Here is a 21,637-nt window from a genome sequence, read left to right as displayed (position 1 = left end):
TCCGCCCTGCTGCGCGGAGGGGATCCGGACGCCGTCGGCCCGGACCGCACCGCGTGATGCCGGGTGCGGCCGCGGGCGGTGAGGCGGCGGGCAGCCCCGTGCGCGCGGGCCGGTGTCCGTACCGCTGTCCGCACCGCGCCGGGTGCGCCCGCGGCGACACCGCGGGCGCCGGGCCGTCAGGCGGGCCGGACGGTGACGGTGCAGAGGCGCTTGGTGGCCCGGGTCAGGCCACGTACAGGTCCCTCTCCCCACCGGGGCGGGCCGCGGTGATCTCCTCGGGGTCCACGACGACCCCGTCGAACTCCAGGCCGCGCGCTTCGGAGGCCGGCACGACGCGTGCGTGGCGGGCGACGCCCCGGGCCGTCAGCCCGCCCACCCTGGTGTCCGCGCAGACCACGCCCAGGAGCTCGCCCGGGTGCGCGGCGCTCTGGGCGCGGAGCTCCCGGACGACGGCGGCGGCCAGCCCGTCCGGAGGCGCGGTCACGGTGCGGGGGACCTCACCGCTGCGCAGCGACCGTGCGGGCCTCCGGTCCGGGGCGATCCGCGCGAGCAGGTCCCGGACGCCCTCCAGGATCTCCTGCGTGGTGCGGTAGCTGACGGTCAGGTCGTGCAGTCTGAACCGCGGTCCGACGTGGGGGCTCAGCGCCTCCTTCCAGTCGCGTGCCGTCGCGACCGGGCCCGCCTGGGCGAAGTCGCCCACCAGCGTCATCGACCTCGACGGGCAGCGGCGGACGACCATCCGCCACTGCATGGCGGTCAGCTCCTGCGCCTCGTCGACGACGACGTGCCCGTACGTCCGCCCCGGGGGCCGTCGACCAGGCTCGCCGCCTCGTCCAGCAGCGGCACGTCGGCGTCGGTCCACGGGTCGTCCGGACCGCGCAGCAGGAGGGACCGCTCCTGCGGCGTCAGGCGGGGCAGGTGCTCGGCGAGGGCGCCGGCGTCCGCCAGGAGCGCCTCGACGAGGTCGCCGGGCGCCAGCCGCGGCCACAGCGCCTCGACCGCCCGGTCGACGCCGGCGTCGCCGAGGAGGTCGGCCCGGACGGCGTCCAGGTCCAGCTCGTGGGCCGGACCGGGGTCGGCCGCACCCTCGGCACGGCCCCGGGCGGCTCCCGTGAACCGGTCGAGGTCGAGGCCCGTCATCCGTTCGGCGTCGGCGTCGATCTGCTCCAGCAGGTCGCCCATGTCCCGTTGCAGAGCGTCGGTGACGGCGTCGACCAGGAGCTCCTTGAACACCCGGCGTGCGGGGTTGTGCCCCGGCACCGCCGCCACGGCGGCGTCGCGTGCCCTGGCGACCTCCGCACCGGAGAGGCGGACCGGTTCCCGCCCGACCCGCACGGTGAAGCCGCCGGCGGGGGCCTGGCGGACGCGCAGCAGGCCGGCCAGGGCGTCGGCGAGGTCGGAGCCGCCCTTGAGGCGCGCCGTGCCGGCCGGGTCCGCCGTGTCCGTGGACACCCCGGCCAGTTCCCCGCAGGTCGCCGGCACGACGTCGTTCTCCCCGAGCGAGGGGAGGACCTGGGAGATGTAGTCGAGGAACCGGGTGTTCGGGCCCACCACCAGGACACCCTCCGCCGTGGCGCGCGGGAACGCGTACAGGACGTAGGCCGCCCGGTGCAGCGCGACCACCGTCTTGCCGGTGCCGGGCCCGCCCTGCACCACCGTCGCCCCGCGGTGGCCGGAGCGGACGATCGCGTCCTGCTCGGCCTGCAGCGTCGCGACGGCCGCGTGCATCCTGCCCGTCCGCCGCGCCGACAGGACCTCGGCCAGCGGGCCGTCCCCCACGACGTCCTCGCCGGTCGGGTCGGTCCCGTCCAGCAGTTCGTCGCTCACCGAGACGACCGTGCGCTCCTCGACGCGCAGGTGCCGGCGCCGCCGCAGGCCCATCGAGTGGACCGGTGTCGCCTCGTAGAAGGACCGCGCCGCGTTCGCGCGCCAGTCCACGAGCAGGGGCAGGTCGTCCTCCTCCGTCTGCAGTCCGATCCGCCCGATACGCAGGGCCGTGCCGTCCGCCCCCGTCGACGCGCCCGAAGACCAGCCCCTTTTCGGCGCCCTCCAGCCGGCCGATCTCCTTGGCCAGGCGCTCGGCGGCGATTTCCCTCTCGTACACCTCTCCGGCACTGCCCGCCGGGGTTTTCAGCACATCCGCCCGGCGTGCTCGCGCCTCGGAAATCCGCCTGGCGAGCAGCTCGTACAGGGAGGACGCACAATCCTGCTCCAAGTCAACCGCACGCGCAGCGGGATCATTGGTTTTCGACAAAAGAGAGCTCCTTCGATTCGGTAAATACCATACAGCCGCATTCCCCCGAGGATAAGTCTTGACTTGTTCCGCGAGGTCATGGCCTCGCGGGTCCATTCACGGCGGCCGGCTGTACGGAACATCGCGCATTCCGGCGTTCCGCATATCGCCGGTTGCGCTCCCGGTTCCCGTATGCCTCGGGCCTTGTCCCCCGCGGTGAATGCGGCCGGTCGTCCGTGGCGTGCGACGGCGGCGGCGGGGTCGCAGAAGGGCGGGCGGAGCAGGTGGCCGCGTTCGCGGCGGCCCGCGGCCGGGCCGCGGAGCCGTCAGGCCGGGTGGCTGCAGGGGGTCCGGGCGGGGCCGGGCGGCGGGCCGTCGCCGGCGGCGGCCCGCCGCGGCCCCCGGGCCTCCGCCTCCAGGCCGAGGAGCAGGTCGCCGAAGCCGCCGCGCGCCCGCGGGGTGCGGCGGGCGGAGGTGCGGACGGGGCACTCCTCCGTCCGCCGGATGCGGTATCCCGCGGCCTCCAGCGCCGCCGTCAGGGCGTGGTCCTCGCCCACGGCGGCGGACGGGAACCCGCCCGCCCGCAGGTAGGCGTCGGCCCGGACGGCGAGGTTCGCGCCGTGGACGTGCGGGTGCCCCTGCCCGGGGACGCCGCCCGCGGCCCCGGGGGCGGCGCGGTGGGCCTCGTACAGGCGGCGGAAGCGGAGCGCGGTGGCGGGCAGGTGCCCCGCCCAGTCGTCCACCTCGACGGTGCCCGCCACGGCGTGGAACCCGGCGGCCGCGGCCTCCAGGTGGTGGGCGAGCCAGCAGGCGGGGACGCGGGTGTCCGCGTCGGTGTGGGCCAGCCATGTCTGACGCTCCGCCGGTCCGCCGGTCCGGGACAGCAGTACGGCGAGGGCCCGTGCGGTGCCGAGGGCCCTGGCCCGTCCGGCGCTGTGCACGGCGGTCTCCACCACGGCCGCGCCGTGGGCGCGGGCCAGGACGGCGGTGCCGTCCCGGCAGGCGTCCGCCGCCACCACCACCCGCACGGGGACGCCGCGCAGGCGCGGGTGGGCGGCGGCGCGCCGCACCGACTCCAGGCAGGGGCCGAGGAGCCGCACCTCGTCGTGGGCCGGGACGACGACGGCGACCGCGCGGATCACGCCAGTCCCTCGGCGGCCGCGACCGACAGGCTCCCGGGGTCCGGCCGCTCCCCCGGTCCGGGGCGGACCAGGACGTCGAGCAGGAAGTCCGGCTCCTCGTGGCCGGCGGTGCGCACGAGGCCGGGGGTGGCCCGCACCGCCGCGTGGACGGCGTCGCCGCTCTGGGCGTGGTCGGGCGCGGGGCGGCGCCAGTGCACGGCGAGCAGGGTGCCCCCGGGCTCCAGGGAGGCCGCCGCGCGCTCCAGCAGGTCGCGGACCCCGGCCGGGTCGAAGTAGTACAGGACCTCGGAGAGCACGACGAGGTCGAACCGCTCCCCGGGCCAGTCGGCGGGCAGGGTCAGGTGCTCGACGCGCACGTGCGGCCGGTCCGCGAGCCGGCGGCGGGCCGCCGCGACGGCGCGCTCGGAGCGGTCGCAGCTCAGCAGGCGCTCGCAGCGGTCGGCGAGCACGGCGGTGAGGACGCCGACCGAGCAGGCGGGCTCGAAGGCGCTGCGGTAGGAGGGGCGGGGCAGCGAGGCGGCGGTGAGCGCGTACTTGCGACGCTCGTACCAGCGGCCCGCCAGGTCCCAGGGGTCCTCGGCGTCCCGGTACATCGCGGCGAAGTACTCGGCGGGCGTGTTCACCGCAGCACCACCTCGTGGTCGCGCAGGAAGTGGGCGAGCTCCTCCGGGGGGAGGACGGGGGCGTCGGCGGGGTCGTCGCCCAGCGGGCGGACCTGGCTGGCGAAGCAGTCGAGCGCGGCGCGCTTGCGGACGGCCGCGTCGGCGCCGAGGGGGATCCGGACGGCCCGGTGCCAGGGGACGCGGGGGTCGTCGGGGCGCGCCCAGTGCCAGGTCCACACGGGGTAGTGCAGGACCGGGACGCCGGTGGCGGCGCCGGCCGCCGCGGCGGCGCGGCCCGCGGCCTCGTGGTCGGCGTGCACGTCGCCGCTCCAGGGGGCGGCGACGGCGTCGAAGCCGGCCGCCAGGCCGGCGAGGCGCTCGACGAGGACGTCCTCGTGACGGGCGACCTGCGTGTCCGGCAGGCCGAGCGGGACGACCTCGGTGTCGCCGGCGCCCAGGGCGGCGAGGGCCCGGACGGCCTCCTGCCGGCGGACGCGGGCCAGGTCGCGCGCGGCGGCGGCCGTGCTGTGCGGGTGGGACGCCTCGCCGTCGGTGACGGCCGCCAGCCGCAGGCGGGCGCCGGCCGCGGCGAGGCGGGCGACGGTGCCGCCGAGGCCGAGGACCTCGTCGTCGGGGTGGGCGGCGACCAGCAGGACGCGGCGCAGGCCGGAGAGGTCGAGCTCGGGGAAGGCGGCGGGGGCCTGCCAGGCGGCCCACACCTCCTCGGGGGTGCCGGGCGCCTGGATCGGGTCGGCGGGCGCGGTGGGCCCCGCGGTCACGGCGGTCACGGCGGGCGGCGCGGAGGCGGCGGCTGCGGCGTCCCCGGCGGGGCGGCGCGGCGGGCGGGCGGGACGGGTCACCGGTCCTCCTCCCCGGCCGCGCGCCGGGCGTCCGCGACCGCCGCGCCGAGGGCGGCGAGGTCGCGTTCGCCGTGGTGCTGCCGCAGGTAGACGGTCAGGTCGGCGGTGGTGCGGGCGTGGACGGGGTCGTGCACGAGGGGGCCTGCGCCCAGGGCGCGGCCCGTGCGGTGCAGCACCTCGGAGGCGACCGCCTCGGTGAAGGAGCGCACCCGCAGGGCGCGCAGTGCGGCGCCCCCCGCGCGGTCGCCGGGATCGGCGTCGGTCTCGGCCGCCGCCCGGTCGAGCAGGGCGTCGACGGCCTCCAGCGCCGCGTCGGCGGCGCCCAGGTGCGCCAGGGCGTGCGGCTCCGGCGGGCGCCGGGCGGCGGCGTCCCGCAGGGTGCGGGCCACCGCGCGCGCCCCGCCGTACCAGCAGGCCGCGACGCCGACGCCGCCGTGGTGGAGGCCGGGCCGCTCCAGGTAGGCGCCGGGCGGGCCGACCGGCACCGCCGGGGCGGAGGCGAACGCGACGTCGAGCGTGTCGCTGCCCGCCATCCCGGCGGACTGCCAGCTGTCCGGGACGGGGGCGGCGGTCGCCGGGTCGAGGGCGACGGCGAACAGCCTGCGCTCCTCCCCCTCCCGGGCGGTGACCAGGGCGTGGGTGCAGACACGCGCACCGGAGCAGTACGGCTTGGGACCGGACAGCAGGAAGCCCCCGTCCGGGCCGCGCACGGCCCGCAGCCCGGGCCCGGGCGGTTCCGCGGCCCAGACGCCCCAGCGGGACCCCGGGGCCGGGTCGGGCACGCCGGGGACCCCGGCCGCGCGCAGCTCCGCCAGGATCGCCAGTGCGTCGGTGTGGCCCTCGACCAGGCGGGCCAGGGCCAGGTCGCGCTCGGCCACCGCGGTGAGGGCCCGCCAGCGCTGCCGGGTCCGGCCGCCGCCGGGGAGGGGGAGGTCCAGCCGGCCCTCGTCCGCCATGCGGGCGAACTCGGCCGCGACGGCGCGGCGGTGGGCCTCGGGACCGGTCCCGGCGGCGCCGCTCCCGGCCGGGCCGCCGTGCAGGCCGCCGGACAGGCCGCCGTGCGGGTCGCCGCCCTGTCCGCCGTACGCCGCCGGGTGCGCGGCGGGGTCCCTGCCGCCGCGGTCCGCCGGCGTGTCCGCCGGAGCGGTGCGCTGCCGTGCCGCCATCCCTCGTGGCCTCCCGTCTGTTCGGTCCTCCGGCCCCTCCGGCCCCTCCGGGCCCACCGGGGCGCCGAGCCCCCGGGGCGGCTGCCCGGGGCCGGACGGCGGAAACGGGCGGACGGCCCCGGGGTGTCCGCGTCCGCGGCGGCCTCCCGGGGCGTCGCGGCAGGACGCCCCGCCCGGACGGTGCGGGCCCGGTGCGGGCCCGGGGCCCGTCCGGGAACCGCGGCACGCGGGGCGCGGGGCGCGGGGGGCCCGGCCGAGGAGGCCCGGCGGCCCGGCGGCCTGGCGGGGACGGCGCCGCTCCGGGCCGGACGGCGGGATCCGTCCGGCCCGGGCGGGGCGCGCGGGGTGCCGTGCGGACCGGGCGGTCCGCCGCGCCGTCAGGTACCCGTGACGATCACCGTGTCGCCGACCCGGCTGAAGTCGTAGAACCACTTGGCGGCCGCCGTGCCGAGGTGGACGCAGCCGTGGGAGATGTCGGCCGAGCCGATGGAGTGGTCCCAGGGGGCTCCGTGCACGAAGAGGCCGGAGTCGGTGAGCCGCACCGCCCAGGGGGCCATGACGTCGTAGTAGTCGGGACTCGCGGGGTTGCAGGTGAGCCGGATGCTGCACGAGGTCATCTCGACGACGGCCTCCTTGCCGAGCACGTGGTAGGTGCCCGACCGGGTGGGGAAGCGGGGCTGCCCGAAGCCTGCGGCGAAGACGGCCACCGTCCTGCCGTCGACGGTGGCCCGCAGCTGGTGGGTGCGGGCGTCGATCACCGTGACGTGCCCCGTGGCGGCCGCGGGGGCGCGGACCGGGGACGCAGCCTGCCGTGCCGGGGCTCCGGCGGCGGGTCCGGCCGCGGCCGCGCAGAGGGCCGTCGTCAGCAGCGTCGCGAGGGCGCCGGACGCGGCGGCGCGCCGCAGTCCGCGGAGTCTGTTCCTGGTCATCCTGATCACCACCGTGGTGTCGGTGAGCACCTGCGGCCGCGGGGGCGGAGCCGCGCAGGCGGGTCGGGTCACTGGCGGCACCAAGGCGGCGACGGCCCCGGGAGGAGCCCGGTCCACGGGAGGTGTCTGCGCGGCCGCCCGGCGGCGGAAGCGCACTTCTGCGCCTTGGTGAGCGATTTGTCGGGATGATGCAGCCGTCCTCCTACCCAGCCGCACGCCTCCCACACCGGCGAACCGGCCCGCACCGTCCCTCATCGATCCGAACCGTTCTGAACCATTCTGAACCGGCATGAAACATCCCGAAACTCCCTGAAACGGCCCGCACGCCCGGGAGCCGGCGCCGAGGAGGCCGGCGGCCGGAGGAGCGGCAGGTCCGCCCGTCGGGGTGAAAGGGCGCCGGGCGCACCGCCGGTGCGGAGGACCGGCGCCGCACCCGGGGGAGAATCCGACCGCGGCCGGAAGGCGCGGCAGCGGAGCGACGAAGGAGCAGCACCCCGTGCACACCCGTTCCCGACCGCTCGCGGCGTCGGTCGCAGCGGTGGCGGCCCTCGGCGCCCTGTCGCCGCCGCAGGCTCCGTCCTTCCCGGTCCCGGCCTCCGTCGGCGGCGCGACCCAGCTGATCACCGTCGAGGCCGACGGCTCGTACGCCACCGTGACGGCGTGGGAGAAGGGGCCGTCCGGGTGGGCACCGCAGTTCGGCACCGCCTCGGGGCGCGTCGGCTCCCGCGGCGTGACCGACGGCGCGACCAGGCGCCAGGGCACCTGGACGACGCCCGCCGGCACCTGGACGGTCACCGAGGGGTTCGGGACGCTTCCCGTCGGGACCGCGATGCCGTACACCGTGGTCGGTGATGACGACTGGTGGGTCGAGGACCCGCGGTCGAGGTTCTACAACCGGATGCACGGCGCCCGGGGGGCGGACTTCCCGCTCACCGAGGCGGGCGCCCGGGGCAGCGAGCACCTGGTCGACCACCCCGTGCAGTACGCCGAGGCCCTCGTGGTCGACTTCAACCGGTGGCCCGCCGTCCCCGGCCGCGGCGCCGGCATCTTCCTCCACGTCAACGGGCGCGGCGCGACCGCCGGCTGCGTCTCGGTGCCCCGCGCGACCATGGACCGGATCATGGCGTGGATCAGGCCGTCCGCCCACCCCCGGATCGCCATCGGCTGACGGCGCACGGCGGACGCCGCCCCTCCAGCGCGTCGACGGCGCGTCACCCCGCGGCACGGACGGCGCGGCTGCGACGGGGCGTGGGTGGGCCGGCGGAGCTTGCGCGCGGGCGGCTCCTGTCCGTAGAACAGCGCACGACACCACCACGGCAAGGACGGAGCCACCCTCCCGATGGACACCGGACAGACCGGGACGACCACCTGCTACCGGCACCCGAAGCGGGAGTCGTACGTCCGGTGCACCCGCTGCGACCGCTTCATATGCCCCGACTGCATGCGGGAGGCCTCGGTCGGCCACCACTGCCCGGAGTGCGTGCGGGAGGGCAACCGGGGCGTCCGCGAGGCCCGTACGGCGTTCGGCGGCCGCCTCACGGCCGTCCCGGCGGTGACGTCGGCGCTGATCGCGCTCAACCTCCTCGCCTACCTGGTGGAACTGGCCCGGCCCGGCGTCGTCGCGCGGCTGGACGCCCTGGGGACCGGCCTGGTGGGGCCGGACGGCGGGCAGTACGTCGGCACCGGGGCCCCCTACCCGGGGTTCGAGGCCGTGGGCATCGCCCACGGGGAGTGGTACCGGCTGGTCACCTCGGCGTTCCTGCACGCGCTGCCCACCGAGGGCCTGTTCGGGATCACCCACATCCTCTTCAACATGTCCTGGCTGTGGCTCTTCGGCCGGGTGGCGGAGGAGCAGCTGGGCAGGGTCCGCTTCCTGGCCCTCTACCTGCTCTCCGCGGTCGGCGGCTCGGTCGCGGTCTACCTGATCTCCCCGGACCGGCCGACGATCGGCGCCTCGGGCGCCGTCTTCGGCCTCGCGGCGGGCTGGTTCGTCCTCTCGCGCCGCCTGCGCCGCGACCCGCTCGGGGGCGGCCGGATCCTCGTGTCCTTCCTGGTGTGGATGGCGGTCTCGGCGCGGGTCACCTCGTGGCAGGGGCACCTGGGCGGCCTGCTCACCGGCGGCGCGGTGGCCCTGGTCCTCGCGTACGCGCCGAGGGCCCGGCGGGCCGCCGTGCAGGCGGCCGGGTGCGGGCTCGTCCTGCTGGTGCTGGTGGTCCTGGTCGTCCTGAAGACCCGTCAGCTGACCGGCGCGGCGTGAGACGGCGGCAGACCCCGGCGCCGGAACGGCGGCCGGGGTCCGCCGGTGCGGGGCCGGAGTCAGCGCACGCCGGTCGCGGCGCGGGCGCGGCGCCGGCGCAGGGCGGTCCGCTCCTCGGGCGTCGTGCCGCCCCAGATCCCGGCGCGCTCGTCGACCCGCACGGCCCACTCCAGGCACGCCTCCTGCACGGGGCAGCCGCGGCAGACGGCCCTGGCCCGCTCCACCTGCACCAGCGCGGGTCCCGCACTGCCGACGGGGAAGAACAGTTCCGGGTCCGCCTCCCGGCACGCGGCGCGGTTCCTCCAGCTCATGTGTCCCACCTCTCCGTCCGTGTCGGTACCGGTGCGCCGCGGGCGGCGGACCCGGGGCGTCAGAACCCTGCACGGAACGCCTGACCCGGATCCCGCCGGGCACACCCCCGGGGTGCGGACGACTTCGGACCGCACGGTGACGCGGCGTCCGCACGGAACGGTACGCGCCGAGGAGCGGCACGGCCGGAAGCCGCGCATGCGGCAGCCGGGGGGTTCAGGAGGCGCCGTCGAGGGCTGCGGCCACGGCCTGCAGCCGGCCGAGGGCGTGGGCCGCCCCGAGCGCGTCCAGGCAGTCGCGGACGTGGACGAGCAGGCCGCCACGGACGCGGAGCACCAGCACGCCGGGGAAGGCGAAGGGGCGGCCGTCCGGCTCCAGGGTCCCGGCGACGGCCTGCTCGACGACGAGCACCTCGGGGTCGGCGCCCCCGTGGACGACGACGTCCCGGATCTCGCGCGGCCGGGCCGGGCGCGGCGGAGGAGCGGAGGAGCCGGCGGGCCCGGCCCCGGACGTCCCGGCCGGACCGTGGCCGGACATACCGGGCGTCGCCTATGCTTTCCCGCATGGTCATGCTCGTCAGCCGCCGCCACGTGGACCTGCTCCGCGTCGCCAGCGCCTCCTGTCGCCGCGGCGCCTGACCCCTCGCCCCGCCCGCACGGGCGTCGTGCCTTCCCCTCCCTCCTCTCCACAGGACCGGTCCTGCCCCCGCGGCACCACCCGCGGCGGCAGCGCGTACGGCCACCGCCGGACCCCGCCGCGTCCCCGGACGACACCCGCTGGATGACCCATGCCCGAGCAGTCGCACCCGTCCGCCCCCGCCGGACCCCCGAAGACCGCCCTCTCCCCCGCCGCGAACCGGCCCGCGGCCGGCCCGTCCGTCGCGGGCACGCCCGTCGCGGACCTGCCCGTCGTGGACCTCTCCGCGGCGGACCGGGGTCCGCGGGAGCGGGCCCGGTTCCACGACGAGCTGCAGCGCGCCGCCCACGAGGTCGGCTTCTTCCACCTCGTCGGCCACGGCGTCGGCGCCGCCGAGACCGCCGCGCTCACGGACGCGGTCCGGGCGTTCTTCGCCCTCCCCGAGGCCGACCGCCTCGCCGTCTCCAACCTCCGCTCCCCGCACTTCCGCGGCTACACCCGGATCGGCGACGAGCGCACCGGCGGCAGCCGCGACTGGCGCGACCAGCTGGATGTCGGCGCCGAGCGCCCCGCCCGCGTGCCGGGCCCGGGCGAGCCGCCGTACTGGTGGCTGGAGGGCCCCAACCAGTGGCCCGCCGCCCTGCCGGAGCTGCGCGCCGCGGCCCTGGGGTGGATCGACCGGCTGAGCGCGGTCGCCTCCCGGCTGCTGCACGAGCTGCTGGCCGCGATCGGCGCGCCGCCCGACTTCTACGACCCGGTCTTCGCCGAGCGGCCGCACCTGCACCTGAAGCTGGTCCGCTACCCGGGCCGCGCGCCCGACGGCGCCGACCAGGGGGTGGGCGCCCACAAGGACTACGGCTTCCTCACCCTGCTGCTCCAGGACGAGGTGGGCGGGCTCCAGGTGCAGGGGCCGGACGGCGCCTTCCTGGATGTGCCGCCCCTGCCGGGTGCGTTCGTGGTCAACCTGGGCGAGCTGCTGGAGGTGGCCACGGACGGCTGGCTGCGGGCGACCAACCACCGCGTGGTGAGCCCGCCCGGCGGCCGGGAGCGGTTCTCGGTTCCGTTCTTCTACAACCCGCGCCTGGACGCGCGGATCGAGCCGCTGCCCTTCCCGCACGCCGGCCGCACCCCGGGCGCCACCCGGGACCCGGCGAACCCGCTCTTCGCCGAGTACGGCCTCAACGAGCTCAAGGGCTGGCTGCGCGCCCACCCGCAGGTGGCCGAGCGGCACCACCCGGGCCTGGCGGCGGCCTCCCGCGGCTGAGGCCCCCGGGCGCGGGAGCCGGTCCGGAGCACCGGCCCGGGGAGCCGTACGACCGGCTCCCCGGAGCCACCCGGAGCCGCCCGGCGCCGCCCGGCGCCGCCCGGAGGCTGCGACCGCCGGCGGGCGGGCGCCCGCGCCGGGGCGCTTCCGGCGGGGCGGGGCGTCGGCGGATGACCGGGCGTGCCGCACCGGCCGGCGGGGAGGCCCGCCACCGGAACTCCATGGGGACGGAGCACATGACGCGTTCATGAAGGGTGGATTCCGGGACCATGTCTCCCCCGCGGAGGGCGGTCGCATGATGCCTGACAGCCCGTCGGACGGCCGGGCGGAGGTGTCAGGCCCCCGCCCGGGCAGAGCCCCCTCACCGGACGGCGGGCCCACCCACCCCGCGCCCACCCGGAGCCGTCCATGGCACGTCCCACCACGCCCCGCGCCCCCAGACGACACCCTCTCGGCCGGCACCCCCTCGGCCGGCACCTGCGCCGCTGGACGACCGCCGCCCTCGGCACGCTCGCCCTCGCCGCAGGCATGGTCACCGCCGCACCGCAGGCCTCCGCCGCCGGGCTCACCCAGGTGAGCAGCTTCGGCAGCAACCCCGGCAACCTGGCGATGTACGAGTACGCACCCGCCGACCTGCCCAGCGGCGCACCGCTGGTCGTCGCCCTGCACGGCTGCACGCAGAGCGCGCAGGCCTACTACGCGAACTCGGGCTGGGCGCAGTCCGCCGACAGACTGGGCTTCGCCGTCGTCTTCCCCCAGACCAGCTCCTCCAACAACGCCCTGTCGTGCTTCAGCTGGTTCGACTCCGCCAAGAGCACCCGCGGCAAGGGCGAGGCGGCCTCGGTGAAGTCGATGGTCGACCACGCGGCCCAGCAGTACGGCTCGGACCGCAGCCGCGTCTTCGTCACCGGACTGTCCGCGGGCGGCGGCATGGCGGCCGACCTGCTGGCCGACTACCCGGACGTCTTCGCGGGCGGCTCGATCGCCTCCGGCATCCCGGCCCAGTGCGCCACGACCCAGAGCGCCGCGTCGAGCTGCCAGAACCAGAGCCAGAACCTCACCCCCGCGCAGTGGGGCGACAAGGTCCGCGCCTCCTACCCCGGCTGGACCGGCCCCTGGCCGCGCGTCGCGATCTGGCAGGGCACCTCCGACACCACCGTCCACCCGGTCAACGCCACCGAGCTGCGCGACCAGTGGACGAACGTGTGGGGCATCGGCCAGACCGCCTCCGGCACCCAGAGCCTCACCGGCGGCACCACGCTGAGCACGTACAACGACGGCTCGGGCAAGCCGGCCGTCGAGCTCTACTCCGTCTCCGGGATGGGCCACGGCCTGGCGGTCGACCCGGGCACCGCCGCCGACCAGTGCGGCGCGACCGGCGCGTACTTCCTCGACACCATCTGCTCCACCTACTACACGGCGAGGTTCTGGGGCCTCGACGGCTCCGGCGGGGGCGGCACCTCCTCCCTGCCGGCCCCGACCGGCCTGGCGGTCACCGGCACCACCGACACGACGGCCTCCCTGGGCTGGAACGCCGTCAGCGGCGCCGCCTCGTACGCCGTCTACCGCAACGGCGCCAAGGTCGGCTCGACGACCTCGACCTCGTACACCGACACCGGCCTGGCCACCGGGACCGCCTACCGCTACACCGTGGCGGCCGTGGACCCCTCCGGCGCCGCCGGGACGGCGTCCGCCGCCGTGAGCGCGACCACGACCGGCTACACCCCCACCTGCTTCACGGCCAGCAACTACGCCCAGACCACGGCCGGCCGCGCCCACCAGAGCGGCGGCTACACGTACGCCAACGGGTCCAACCAGGCCATGGGCCTGTGGAACACCTTCACCGTCCACACCCTGGAGCAGACCTCGCCCGGCTACTACGTGATCGCCGACAGCGGCTGCCCCGCGTAGGGGGCGCACCCGTCCGGTGTCCCGCCGCACCCGTGCGGCGGGACACCGCACGTCCCGGGAGTCGCAGGGCGGTCCGGGACGCGGCGCCGTTCCGGCGGGGGCCCGGCGAACCGGCCCACGGGTACGCGGGCGGACGGGTGGGGCTGCGACGGCCCGGCCGCCGGTGCGGCAACCGCGGGCAGGGCGGCCGGCGGAGGCGGCGGGACGCCCGGCGGCACGGGGTTCCGACGGTGCGGGTACGACCCGCCGGGCCGCCGCAGATCCGGGTGCGGCCCCGGGCCCGACGGGCCCCGACCCGTGGGTAACATGTCCGCTCCCTGTCCTGCCGCACGCTTGTGGAGCAGCCATGCCAGCAGACCGCACACCGGTGCCCGTGACGAGGACCGCGCTCAGGACGGCCCTGTGCCTCGCGGGGGCGGCCGGCATCGCCGGCACCGCGTCGCAGGACATCGGCGAGCCGGGCCCGGTCGAGTTCTGGGTGTACTTCACCGTGCAGAGCAACCTGCTGCTGACGGCGTACTTCGCCGTGCTGCTGGTCCGCTCGCTGCGCCGCCCGGACGCCGACCCGGCGTTCCTCCCCGCCGTCAAGGGCGCGGTGACGCTGTACATCCTCATCACCGGCACCGTCTTCAACCTGCTGCTGGCCAACCCGGCCAGCCCCTTCTACACGGTGCAGCGCGAGTCGCACTACACGTGGGACAGCGTGCTGATGCACGTGGTGACGCCGCTCGCGGCCCTGCTGGACTGGCTGCTCTTCGGACCGCGGGGCGCGCTGCGGTGGCGGCACGCGCTGGTGTGGCTGGCGTACCCGCTGGCCTACCTGGCGTTCGCCCTGGTCCGCGGTGCGGTGGTGACGACGGGGATGCGCTACCCGTACCCGTTCGTGGACGTGGCGAAGGCCGGGTACGCGATGGTGTCCGTCAACTGCACGGTGCTGGCGGTCGCCTTCTACCTGCTGGGCACCGGCTTGGTCGCGGCCGACCGCGCGCTGAGCCCGCGGGGGTCCGGCGCGGTGGCGGCGGCGTCCGTCCCCGGACCCGCCGGGGAGCCGGCGGGGGAGCCGGAGCCGGAGACGGCACCGGTCCCCGGGGCTCCGCTCTAGGCCCGGGGCGGCCCGGACGGCCGGTCCGGTGACGGGCCGTCCGCCGCCCGCACGCCGGGCCGCACCCGGGACCCTGCCCCGGGGCGGCCGGGGGGGGCGCCGTCCGGGCGCGCCCGTCCGGCTCCCGGCCAGCGAGGACGGGCGGACCCCCGGGACGGGCACGGGGACGTGGGCAGGACCGGGGAGGAGCGGGGGCGGGCCGGGCGGCCGGAGCGCCCGGAGCCGTCGCGCACAGGCGCCCCGCCGCACGGCGGCGAGTCCCGCGACCACCGCCCCCAGGACGACCCGGCCCCCGGGGCCGGCGGCCGTCACCCCGCCGGTCAGCAGGGGCGGTCCGGTGCACTTCTGGACGGACTGGGACATACCGGCGACCCCCAGGTACGCGGCCCGGGCGTCCCGGGGTGCGAGCAGGACCGCCAGCTCCCACGAACTCACCGAGCGCACCAGCTCCGCCAGGGTGACCAGCAGGGCTGCGGCGGACATGAGGGCGGCCGCCGTCCAGGTCCCGCCGTGGGCGGCGGCCGCCACGACCGTGCAGCACGCACACGTCAGCACCCCGTACAGCGCGACCGCCCGTACCGCGCGGTGCGGCCCCTCGGCCCTGGCCGACACGCCCATCTGCAGCGCCACGACCATCACGGTGTTGACGACCAGGAAGACCGGCACGAGGGCGTGCGGCGCCGGGGTGCGGTCCACCAGCCACAGCGGGAGTCCGACGCCGAGGATGGAGCCGTCGACGGCCATCGGGACGTCCAGCAGCACGAACAGGAGGCAGCCGGGGTCGCGCCACGGGCCGGCACGGCGGGAGGGCGGGCGGTCCCCGGGCTCCCCGCCGCCGCGCCGCACGGCCCCCGCGTCGTCGTCCCGCGGTTCCCGGGTGCGCCGCACCAGCGCCGCCGCGGCGGCGAACGACAGCGCGTCGCCCAGCAGCAGGGCGCCGTAGGCGCCGCGGGTCCCCACGGCCAGGCCGGCGGCCGCGATCCCGGCACCGAGGGCGTAGCCCGCGTTGGCCGCGCTGCGTGACGGCGCCCGGTAGGACGGCCGCCGCTCGCCCGCCGTCCGGACGGCGAACAGCATCTCCGCCGTCTTGGCCGCCCGGTCGCCCAGGGCGGTGACGACGACGACGGGGAGCAGCACGCCGAAGCCGGTGCACGCCGACAGCAGGCAGAGGACCGACAAGCGGAGCAGGTGGCAGCCGATCAGCAGCGAACGCACGGGGAAGCGGCCGGCCAGCCGTCCGGCCAGGGGGGAGCCGGCGATGCCCGCCACCCCGGCCACGCCCAGCAGCAGGCCGACCTGCCGGGCGCTCAGGTGCACCACGAAGGTGAAGCAGAGGACGGAGAAGGAGGCCCACAGGCCCATGCCGGTGCGGGCCAGGGCCAGAGCCAGGGTCAGAGCCAGAGCAAGAGCCAGAGCCAGCAGCATGGTCCGCTCGTCGCGGCCGCCCGGCGGACGGCGCAGCTGCGCCGGCAGGCCCCGCCCGCGCCGCGGGGTCCGCCGCCCGTCTGCGCCCTGCCGCATCGGCCGCCCCGAATGCATCTCGGTGTCAAGATATCGGGGGAGGCCTGTCGGATTTCGCCTCGATGTCAAGATACTTGACATCGACCTATCTGTCGCACCGGTGACGGACCGCCGGCCGGGACCCCCAACGGGACCGGGCGGGCCGGGACCCCGCCCCCGCCCACGGGCGGGGCGGACGGCGCGGACGGCGCCCTGGCGGACCGCCGCACGGCGGCACGACGCGGAGGCGCCGCACGGAAACACCGCACGGAAACACCGCACGGAAACGACGCACGGAAACGACGCACGGAAACGACGTGACCGGCCGCCACGGGGCGGCCGGTCACGGCGGACGGGCCTGCGGTACAGGCGCTCACCGCGCCGGGGGCGCCGGGAGCACACGGAGGGCCGGGCGCGCCGGGCCGGGGGCGCCGGCCCGGCGGCGCCGGGTCAGGAGCGGCGGCCGGAGCGTCGGCGGGTGAGGACCAGGGCGGCGCCGCCGACCAGGACGACGGCCGCACCGCCGACCGCGAGGCCGAGGGTGTCGCCGGCGCCGGTCTCGGCCAGGCCGGGGCCGGTGCTGCTCGGGGAGGGGGCGGCGGAGGTGGGGGGCGCCGGGGAGACCGTGGGGTTGGTGGTCGGCAGTCCGCCGCCCTGGGAGGAGCTGGGCCGCGGGGACGACGGGGTCGCGGAGGGCGACGGCGAGTCGGAGGCCGGCGGGGCGCTGGACTCCGGCGCGCTGGACTCCGGCGCGCTGGGCTGCGGGGACGACACGCTCGCGGAGGGCGACGGCGAGTCGGAGGCCGGCGGGGTGGACTCCGGGGCGGAGGAGTTCGGCGGCGGGGTGGTCTCGGTGCAGCCCTTGGTTCCGCCGTTCCACGCGGCGATGAGGTCGTGGGGGGTGACGACGCCGCCCGGCTGGTACGGCAGGGGGCCGTGGCCGGGGGCGGTGCCGCCGTCGTAGACGGTGTCGTTGCCGTAGAGGTCGATCTGGCCGTAGCAGGTGCTGTCGAAGGACGCCTGGACCGTCAGCTTGTCGCCGTCGCCGCTCCCGTCCTCGGCCGCCACGTCGTCGGCGGTCAGGTAGACGGTGTCCGAGCCGAGGTAGGCCTGGCGGCCGGAGTTGCCCCAGTTGGGGCCCTCGGTGCTGTAGAGGGAGAGGGAGACCGGGTACCGGCAGCCCTCGCCGACCTGCTGCCCGGCGGCGAGCCGCACCTGGACGGCGGTGGGGGCGTCCTTCCAGCCGTGGAAGCCTCCCGCCGAGGTCCAGCCCTCGACGGGGCTCCCCTGGCCGTCGAGCGCGCGGTACTCGACCTTGGCCGACCCGCACTCGGGGGTGGAGGCGGCGGCCGGGGCCGCCCCGGACGCCGCACCCGCGAAGGAGGCCAGGACGGTGAGGGCGGATGCGGCCGCGAAGCGGGCGTGCCGACGAGAGGACAAGGGGACTCCCGGACTGGGTCGTGACGGGTGGGACCCTCCCTTCAGACGTGCACACGACAAATAGGCGCGGCCATCCCGCCCCCGCGAAGGAGTGGAGGAGCATACGTGAAGGTGGGCGACCAGATTCTTGCGATCTATGACCGCATCCGTCAACCTTCGTCCGCACAAAGGCTTTTGGACCTCCGGCCGGAGCCCGGGGTGCGGCCGCCTCCGGGGAGGGGAACGCGGGCGGGGCGCGCATGGTTCACCCCGCCCGCCCGCCTTGCCCGCCCGCCCCGCACGCCCTGCCCGTCCGTCCGTCCGTCCACGACAGCACGACAGCACGACAGCACGACACCACGGCATCGGACCGGCCGGGGCGGGCCGGTCCGCCGCGCACACCGCCCCTGCGCGGAGCCGGTGCCGGCGCACGGGGCCCCGCCTCCACCGCCGGCCCGGGGGTCCGCCCGCGGGCCGGTCCCGCCGGAGTGCCCGGGCCGGGGGCGGCTCAGGCCCCGCCGCGGAACTGCGCCTTCAGGTAGGTGTCGAAGACGCGCGCACCGAGGAGCCGCCGGGTGTGGACGAGCGCCTTGGCGGCGGGGGTGACGACGTACCGGATCCGCGGCCGGGGGTGGGTGGCCGCGTGGTCGATGACCCGGGCGACCGCCTCGGGCGGCGCGGAGAGCGCGGTGGAGCGGTAGGACTCCGCCATCTGCCGGTCGACGGCGGCGGTGAGGGCGGCGTACGGGCCGTCCTTCGCGGAGGAGCCCGCCAGGGTGTGGGCGGCGGTGTCGCCGAAGGAGGTGCGGATGAGACCGGGCTCGACCAGGCTGACCCGGATGCCGAAGGGGGCGACCTCGAAGCGCAGGGCGTCGGTGAGCGCCTCCACCGCGTACTTGCTGGCGTGGTAGTAGCCGCCGCCGGGGAAGACGATCCGGCCGCCCATGGAGCCCACGTTGACGATCCGCCCCGCCCCGGCGGCGCGCATGCCGGGCAGGACGAGCTGGGTCATGCGGGCGAGGCCGAAGACGTTCGTCTCGAACTGGCGGCGCACGCCGTCCAGGCCGGTCTCCTCGACGGTCCCGTACTCGCCGTAGCCGGCGTTGTTGACGAGGACCCCGACGGCGCCGTGCTCGGCCTCGACGGCGGCGACGGCGGCACCCATCGACTCCTCGTCGGTGACGTCCAGGGCGAGGGTGCGGGCGCCGGCGTCGGCGAGGTCGGCGACGGCCTCGGTGCGGCGGGCCGTCGCGTAGACGGTGAGGTCGGGGCGGCGGGCGAGCCGGAGGGCGGCGGCCCGGCCGATGCCCGAGGACGTTCCGGTGATCAGTACGGCGGTGGTCACGGTCGCTCCAGGGTCGGGGTCGCGAGGTCGGGGTCCCGGGGTCGGGAAGGGCGGGAGGGGGCGGGTCCGGACAGGTCCGGGACGGGCGGGGGGCGCCGGGAGGTGCGGTGCGGCCGCAGTCCGGGTCAGGCCGGGCCGGGGCCGCCGACGGCCTCCGCGGGCAGGCCCAGGCCGGCGACGAGCAGGGCCACGCCGCGGCGCAGCAGCCGGACGGGGGCGCCGGGGTCGGAGAGGTCGCCCTCGACGCCGCGGGCGAAGGCCAGGAGGAGTCCGGCGAACTCCTCCGCCTCCCCCCTCGGCAGCGCGGTGCCCGCGGTGTCCGCGAGGAGGCCGCGCATGGCGGTGTCGTAGGAGGCGATCAGGTCGGCGGAGAGGCGGGAGTCGACGCCGAGCAGTTCGGCGGCGTGCGCGGGGCTGTCCCGCCACAGGCCCTGCACCAGGGCGAGCTTGGCCTCCAGGGCGGCGGCGAGGCGGTCGGCGAGGCCGCCGGGGGCCTGTGCGGCGGAGCGGGCGTCGGCCAGTGAGCGGTCCAGGAGCCGCGAGGCGAGCCGCCGGAAGGCGTCCTCCTTGTTGCGGACGTGCTGGTAGACGGCGGGGCGGGACATGCCGGCCTGCCGGGCGATGTCGTCCATGGTGGTGCGCCGGACGCCGTGGCGGGTGAAGCAGGCGTAGGCGGCGTCCAGGACGAGTTCGGCCTTCTCACTGTCGGACATGCTGACAATCCTTGCATGAAACGTCAGAATGTCAAGCGGCGAGGTGCGGGACGCCCCGCCCTACGGGAGGCCGCCGGCGCCGCGCGCGGCGCCGTGGTGGAGCCTGCGGTAGGCGGCCGGCGGCATCCCGCACGCCTCGGTGAAGCACGAGTAGAAGCGGCTCTGCGAGCCGAACCCGGCGGCCTCCCCGACCTCGGCCACCGGCATGGCCGTGGTGACGAGGAGCCGCTGCGCCTCGGCGACCCGGCACTGCGTCACGTACGCGGTGAGGGTGGTGCCCACGACCTCCCGGAAGAGCCCCATCGCGTAGTGCGGGTGCAGCGGGACCGCCGCAGCGATCCGCTCGGCCGTCAGGGGTTCGCGGAAGTGCAGGGCGACGAACCGGGCCATCCGGGCGGCGCGTTCGACCGCGCCGTCCGCCCCCGTCCCCGCCCCCGTCCCCGTCCCCGCCCCTGTTCCTGCCCCTGCCCCTGTCCCGCCCGCCGCCCCCGGCCCGCCGCCGTGTCCGCCCCCGTCCTGCGGCCCTCCCCCGTCGCGGCGGCCGGCGGACGCCGCCGCGACGAGCCGGCGCAGCCGCGCCTCGATCTCCAGCAGGGTGATGCGGCGCAGCTCCCCGTCCCCGCCGGCCAGGTCGGCGGACCACTGGCGGAACAGGGCGGCGTCCGCCTCCTGCCGGTCCGCGGCCCCCGCCACCAGCGGCTGCCCCCGCAGCAGGGCCTGCACGGCGTGGTCGGGCAGGCCCCAGCGCAGGAAGACGGCCAGCGGGACGGTCAGCCACCGCACCGGGGTGCCGGGGTCGGCGCCGACGAGCTGGTGCGGCACGGCGGCCCAGAACGCCGCCATCGCACCGCGCTCCAGGACCACCCGGCGGCCGCCGAAGAGGTAGACCAGCTCGCTCCCGGCGGCCAGGTTGACCTCGATGTCGTCGTGCCGGTGGGCGTGGTCCATGAGGGAGGCCGGCCCCTGCCAGCAGGCGAGGCCGAAGACGTCGTCACGGGGGTCCGCGGAGAGGCGCATGTGAGGATCCGGGAAGGTCGCAGGAGGAAGGAGGAGGAAACCACAGGTCGGAGCGGGTTGAGTGGAGGACGCCAGAAGCTTTGCACCCGGATCCACCGATGTCGACCAGGAGGAGCCATGACCGGCACCACCACCCCCGCCCCCGCCGGCGCGGCGGCCGCAGCCCCGACCAGCCCCTTCCACCTCTCCGACGAGGAGGTCCGCTTCTTCGACGAGAACGGCTACCTCGTCCTGCGCGACCGCATCCCCCGCGACCTGGTGCAGCGCCTCGCGGAGGCCTCCGAGCGCTGGATGGCGGACGGCCGCCGGGCGGAGGCCGAGGGCCGGAACACCGGCGACCACCACTTCGCCGACCGCCCGAGCGGCCGCGTGCTGTTCCGGGTCGACTACCTGCACGGCAAGGGCGAGCCGGTCTCCCTGGAACTGCTCGGCTGCCCGGAGGTCCTCGGGATCGCGGAGAGCCTGGCCGGTCCGAACCTCGTCCCGACCTACGAGTCCCTGGTGCTCAAGGACGAGGGCGACGGCGCGGCCGTCCCCTGGCACCAGGACGCCGTGCACCCCCGCACGCACCGCATCTTCAACATCGACGTCTACCTGGACTCCTCGCTGGCGGGCGGCGGCGCGCTGCGCGTGGTGCCGGGCTCCCACCGCCGGCGGGCCGACGTGTGCGCACTCACCGACGAGCACGGCTGGGACGTCCCCGGCACGGTCGTGGTGGAGATGGAGCCGGGCGACGTCCTCGTCCACGACGTGATGGTGGTGCACGGCTCGGAGCCGGTCCTCGGCAACCGGCTGCGCCGTACCGTCTACTACGAGTTCCGGGCCGCCGAGCAGATCCTCGCCGAGGGCCCCTGGGACCGGGAGTGGGTCGACGCCCGCCTGCGGCTGCTGCCCCTCGCCCTGGACCGGTGGGCGGCCGTCCACCCGGACGGCCCCCGCTTCCCCTGGTCCGTCGACGACGCCCTGCGCCCGGAGCCGCGGGGCGACGCCGCGGCCGAGCTGCGGATCGTGCACGGCGTCCACACACCCGGCTCGTACTGCAGCGCCGGCGACGTCCCCGGCGGCGCAGCGGACGAGTGAGCCCGCACCGTGCGGGCGCGCGGGCGTGGGGGGGGCCCCGCCCCCCCCCCCCCCGGCGGGGGCCGCCGGCGCCGGGGGGGCCGGGGGCCGGCCGGGGCCCCCGGGGGGGGCGGGCCCCCCCCCCCCGCCCGCCCGGGTCCGCGGGCCGGCGG

General features: G+C 77.4%; 18 protein-coding genes and 2 pseudogenes. 7 read left to right on the top strand and 13 right to left on the bottom strand.

Annotated elements, in window-relative coordinates; all coding sequences use genetic code 11:
* Window positions 1-176: 176 nt before the first annotated feature.
* From ACFY07_RS12740 to ACFY07_RS12715, 6 genes and pseudogenes are all read right to left on the bottom strand, one after another.
* Window positions 177-2,137 (bottom strand): annotated as a pseudogene (locus tag ACFY07_RS12740) (HelD family protein).
* A gap of 422 nt (window positions 2,138-2,559) precedes the next feature.
* A complete protein-coding gene (locus tag ACFY07_RS12735) occupies window positions 2,560-3,375 on the bottom strand; it encodes a glycosyltransferase (protein WP_390868662.1) in 816 nt (271 codons plus the stop codon).
* Window positions 3,372-3,998, bottom strand: a complete 627-nt coding sequence (locus ACFY07_RS12730) for a methyltransferase (RefSeq protein ID WP_390868661.1) — start codon at window positions 3,996-3,998, stop codon at window positions 3,372-3,374. The genes ACFY07_RS12735 and ACFY07_RS12730 overlap by 4 nt, the downstream gene beginning before the upstream one ends.
* Complete coding sequence (locus tag ACFY07_RS12725) at window positions 3,995-4,765, bottom strand: PIG-L deacetylase family protein (protein ID WP_390868733.1); 771 nt, start codon at window positions 4,763-4,765, stop codon at window positions 3,995-3,997. Before ACFY07_RS12725 ends, ACFY07_RS12730 begins: the two co-directional genes overlap by 4 nt.
* A 68-nt stretch (window positions 4,766-4,833) precedes the next feature.
* Window positions 4,834-6,003, bottom strand: coding sequence for an acyl-CoA dehydrogenase (locus ACFY07_RS12720; RefSeq protein WP_390868660.1), 1,170 nt, complete (start codon window positions 6,001-6,003; stop codon window positions 4,834-4,836).
* Between the two features lie 377 nt (window positions 6,004-6,380).
* A complete protein-coding gene (locus tag ACFY07_RS12715; protein ID WP_230747792.1) occupies window positions 6,381-6,932 on the bottom strand; it encodes a L,D-transpeptidase in 552 nt (183 codons plus the stop codon).
* 496 nt (window positions 6,933-7,428) lie between these two features.
* Between ACFY07_RS12715 and ACFY07_RS12710 the strand changes: the two genes are divergently transcribed.
* Entirely contained in the window at window positions 7,429-8,100 is a 672-nt protein-coding gene (locus ACFY07_RS12710; protein WP_390868659.1) for a L,D-transpeptidase, read from the top strand.
* Window positions 8,101-8,271: 171 nt separating this feature from the next.
* A complete protein-coding gene (locus ACFY07_RS12705; protein ID WP_390868658.1) occupies window positions 8,272-9,189 on the top strand; it encodes a rhomboid family intramembrane serine protease in 918 nt (305 codons plus the stop codon).
* 59 nt (window positions 9,190-9,248) lie between these two features.
* Here the strand turns inward: ACFY07_RS12705 and ACFY07_RS12700 are convergent, their stop codons facing one another.
* Together ACFY07_RS12700 and ACFY07_RS12695 are read right to left on the bottom strand one after the other, a co-directional pair.
* Window positions 9,249-9,500 (bottom strand): WhiB family transcriptional regulator, encoded by a 252-nt coding sequence (locus tag ACFY07_RS12700; RefSeq protein ID WP_390868657.1) that lies wholly within the window; start codon window positions 9,498-9,500, stop codon window positions 9,249-9,251.
* 214 nt (window positions 9,501-9,714) lie between these two features.
* Window positions 9,715-10,035, bottom strand: coding sequence for a nuclear transport factor 2 family protein (locus ACFY07_RS12695; protein WP_390868656.1), 321 nt, complete (start codon window positions 10,033-10,035; stop codon window positions 9,715-9,717).
* A gap of 14 nt (window positions 10,036-10,049) precedes the next feature.
* Between ACFY07_RS12695 and ACFY07_RS12690 the strand changes: the two genes are divergently transcribed.
* The 4 genes from ACFY07_RS12690 to ACFY07_RS12675 all read left to right on the top strand — a co-directional run bounded on the left by ACFY07_RS12690 (window position 10,050) and on the right by ACFY07_RS12675 (window position 14,411).
* Complete coding sequence (locus ACFY07_RS12690) at window positions 10,050-10,136, top strand: putative leader peptide (RefSeq protein WP_390868732.1); 87 nt, start codon at window positions 10,050-10,052, stop codon at window positions 10,134-10,136.
* A 149-nt stretch (window positions 10,137-10,285) separates the two neighbouring features.
* Window positions 10,286-11,398, top strand: coding sequence for an isopenicillin N synthase family dioxygenase (locus tag ACFY07_RS12685; RefSeq protein ID WP_390868655.1), 1,113 nt, complete (start codon window positions 10,286-10,288; stop codon window positions 11,396-11,398).
* A 528-nt stretch (window positions 11,399-11,926) separates the two neighbouring features.
* The gene (locus ACFY07_RS12680) at window positions 11,927-13,309 is read left to right on the top strand and encodes a PHB depolymerase family esterase (RefSeq protein ID WP_390868731.1); all 1,383 of its coding nucleotides are present in this window, start codon (window positions 11,927-11,929) and stop codon (window positions 13,307-13,309) included.
* Between the two features lie 346 nt (window positions 13,310-13,655).
* A complete protein-coding gene (locus ACFY07_RS12675) occupies window positions 13,656-14,411 on the top strand; it encodes a Pr6Pr family membrane protein (RefSeq protein ID WP_390868654.1) in 756 nt (251 codons plus the stop codon).
* Between the two features lie 360 nt (window positions 14,412-14,771).
* On the opposite strand, the pseudogene ACFY07_RS12670 reads toward ACFY07_RS12675, so the two are convergent.
* The 5 genes and pseudogenes from ACFY07_RS12670 to ACFY07_RS12650 form a co-directional block, all read right to left on the bottom strand.
* Window positions 14,772-15,836: pseudogene (locus ACFY07_RS12670) on the bottom strand (MFS transporter); the annotation flags it as partial.
* Window positions 15,837-16,361: 525 nt separating this feature from the next.
* A complete protein-coding gene (locus ACFY07_RS12665) occupies window positions 16,362-17,351 on the bottom strand; it encodes an LPXTG cell wall anchor domain-containing protein (protein ID WP_390868653.1) in 990 nt (329 codons plus the stop codon).
* Window positions 17,352-17,838: 487 nt separating this feature from the next.
* Entirely contained in the window at window positions 17,839-18,675 is an 837-nt protein-coding gene (locus ACFY07_RS12660) for an oxidoreductase (RefSeq protein ID WP_390868652.1), read from the bottom strand.
* Window positions 18,676-18,800: 125 nt separating this feature from the next.
* A complete protein-coding gene (locus ACFY07_RS12655; protein WP_390868651.1) occupies window positions 18,801-19,388 on the bottom strand; it encodes a TetR/AcrR family transcriptional regulator in 588 nt (195 codons plus the stop codon).
* A gap of 60 nt (window positions 19,389-19,448) precedes the next feature.
* Entirely contained in the window at window positions 19,449-20,405 is a 957-nt protein-coding gene (locus ACFY07_RS12650) for a helix-turn-helix domain-containing protein (protein ID WP_390868650.1), read from the bottom strand.
* 117 nt (window positions 20,406-20,522) lie between these two features.
* Between ACFY07_RS12650 and ACFY07_RS12645 the strand changes: the two genes are divergently transcribed.
* Window positions 20,523-21,485: a phytanoyl-CoA dioxygenase family protein gene (locus ACFY07_RS12645; protein WP_390868649.1), complete on the top strand. Its 963-nt coding sequence runs from the start codon at window positions 20,523-20,525 to the stop codon at window positions 21,483-21,485.
* Window positions 21,486-21,637: the final 152 nt, after the last annotated feature.

This window comes from Streptomyces sp. NPDC001380 (assembly GCF_042895785.1).
GTDB lineage: Bacteria > Actinomycetota > Actinomycetes > Streptomycetales > Streptomycetaceae > Peterkaempfera.
Note: the sequence above shows the minus strand (reverse complement) of the source record. Positions and strands in the feature narration are given on the sequence as shown.

Coding starts and splice junctions, on each gene's coding strand:
- ACFY07_RS12720 (WP_390868660.1), bottom strand. CDS start 6,003: ATGGCGGCACGGCAGCGCACCGCTCCGGCGGACACGCCGGCGGACCGC.
- ACFY07_RS12695 (WP_390868656.1), bottom strand. CDS start 10,035: ATGTCCGGCCACGGTCCGGCCGGGACGTCCGGGGCCGGGCCCGCCGGC.
- ACFY07_RS12655 (WP_390868651.1), bottom strand. CDS start 19,388: ATGTCCGACAGTGAGAAGGCCGAACTCGTCCTGGACGCCGCCTACGCC.
- ACFY07_RS12645 (WP_390868649.1), top strand. CDS start 20,523: ATGACCGGCACCACCACCCCCGCCCCCGCCGGCGCGGCGGCCGCAGCC.
- ACFY07_RS12705 (WP_390868658.1), top strand. CDS start 8,272: ATGGACACCGGACAGACCGGGACGACCACCTGCTACCGGCACCCGAAG.
- ACFY07_RS12680 (WP_390868731.1), top strand. CDS start 11,927: ATGGTCACCGCCGCACCGCAGGCCTCCGCCGCCGGGCTCACCCAGGTG.
- ACFY07_RS12700 (WP_390868657.1), bottom strand. CDS start 9,500: ATGAGCTGGAGGAACCGCGCCGCGTGCCGGGAGGCGGACCCGGAACTG.
- ACFY07_RS12650 (WP_390868650.1), bottom strand. CDS start 20,405: ATGCGCCTCTCCGCGGACCCCCGTGACGACGTCTTCGGCCTCGCCTGC.
- ACFY07_RS12685 (WP_390868655.1), top strand. CDS start 10,286: ATGCCCGAGCAGTCGCACCCGTCCGCCCCCGCCGGACCCCCGAAGACC.
- ACFY07_RS12690 (WP_390868732.1), top strand. CDS start 10,050: ATGCTTTCCCGCATGGTCATGCTCGTCAGCCGCCGCCACGTGGACCTG.
- ACFY07_RS12675 (WP_390868654.1), top strand. CDS start 13,656: ATGCCAGCAGACCGCACACCGGTGCCCGTGACGAGGACCGCGCTCAGG.
- ACFY07_RS12715 (WP_230747792.1), bottom strand. CDS start 6,932: ATGACCAGGAACAGACTCCGCGGACTGCGGCGCGCCGCCGCGTCCGGC.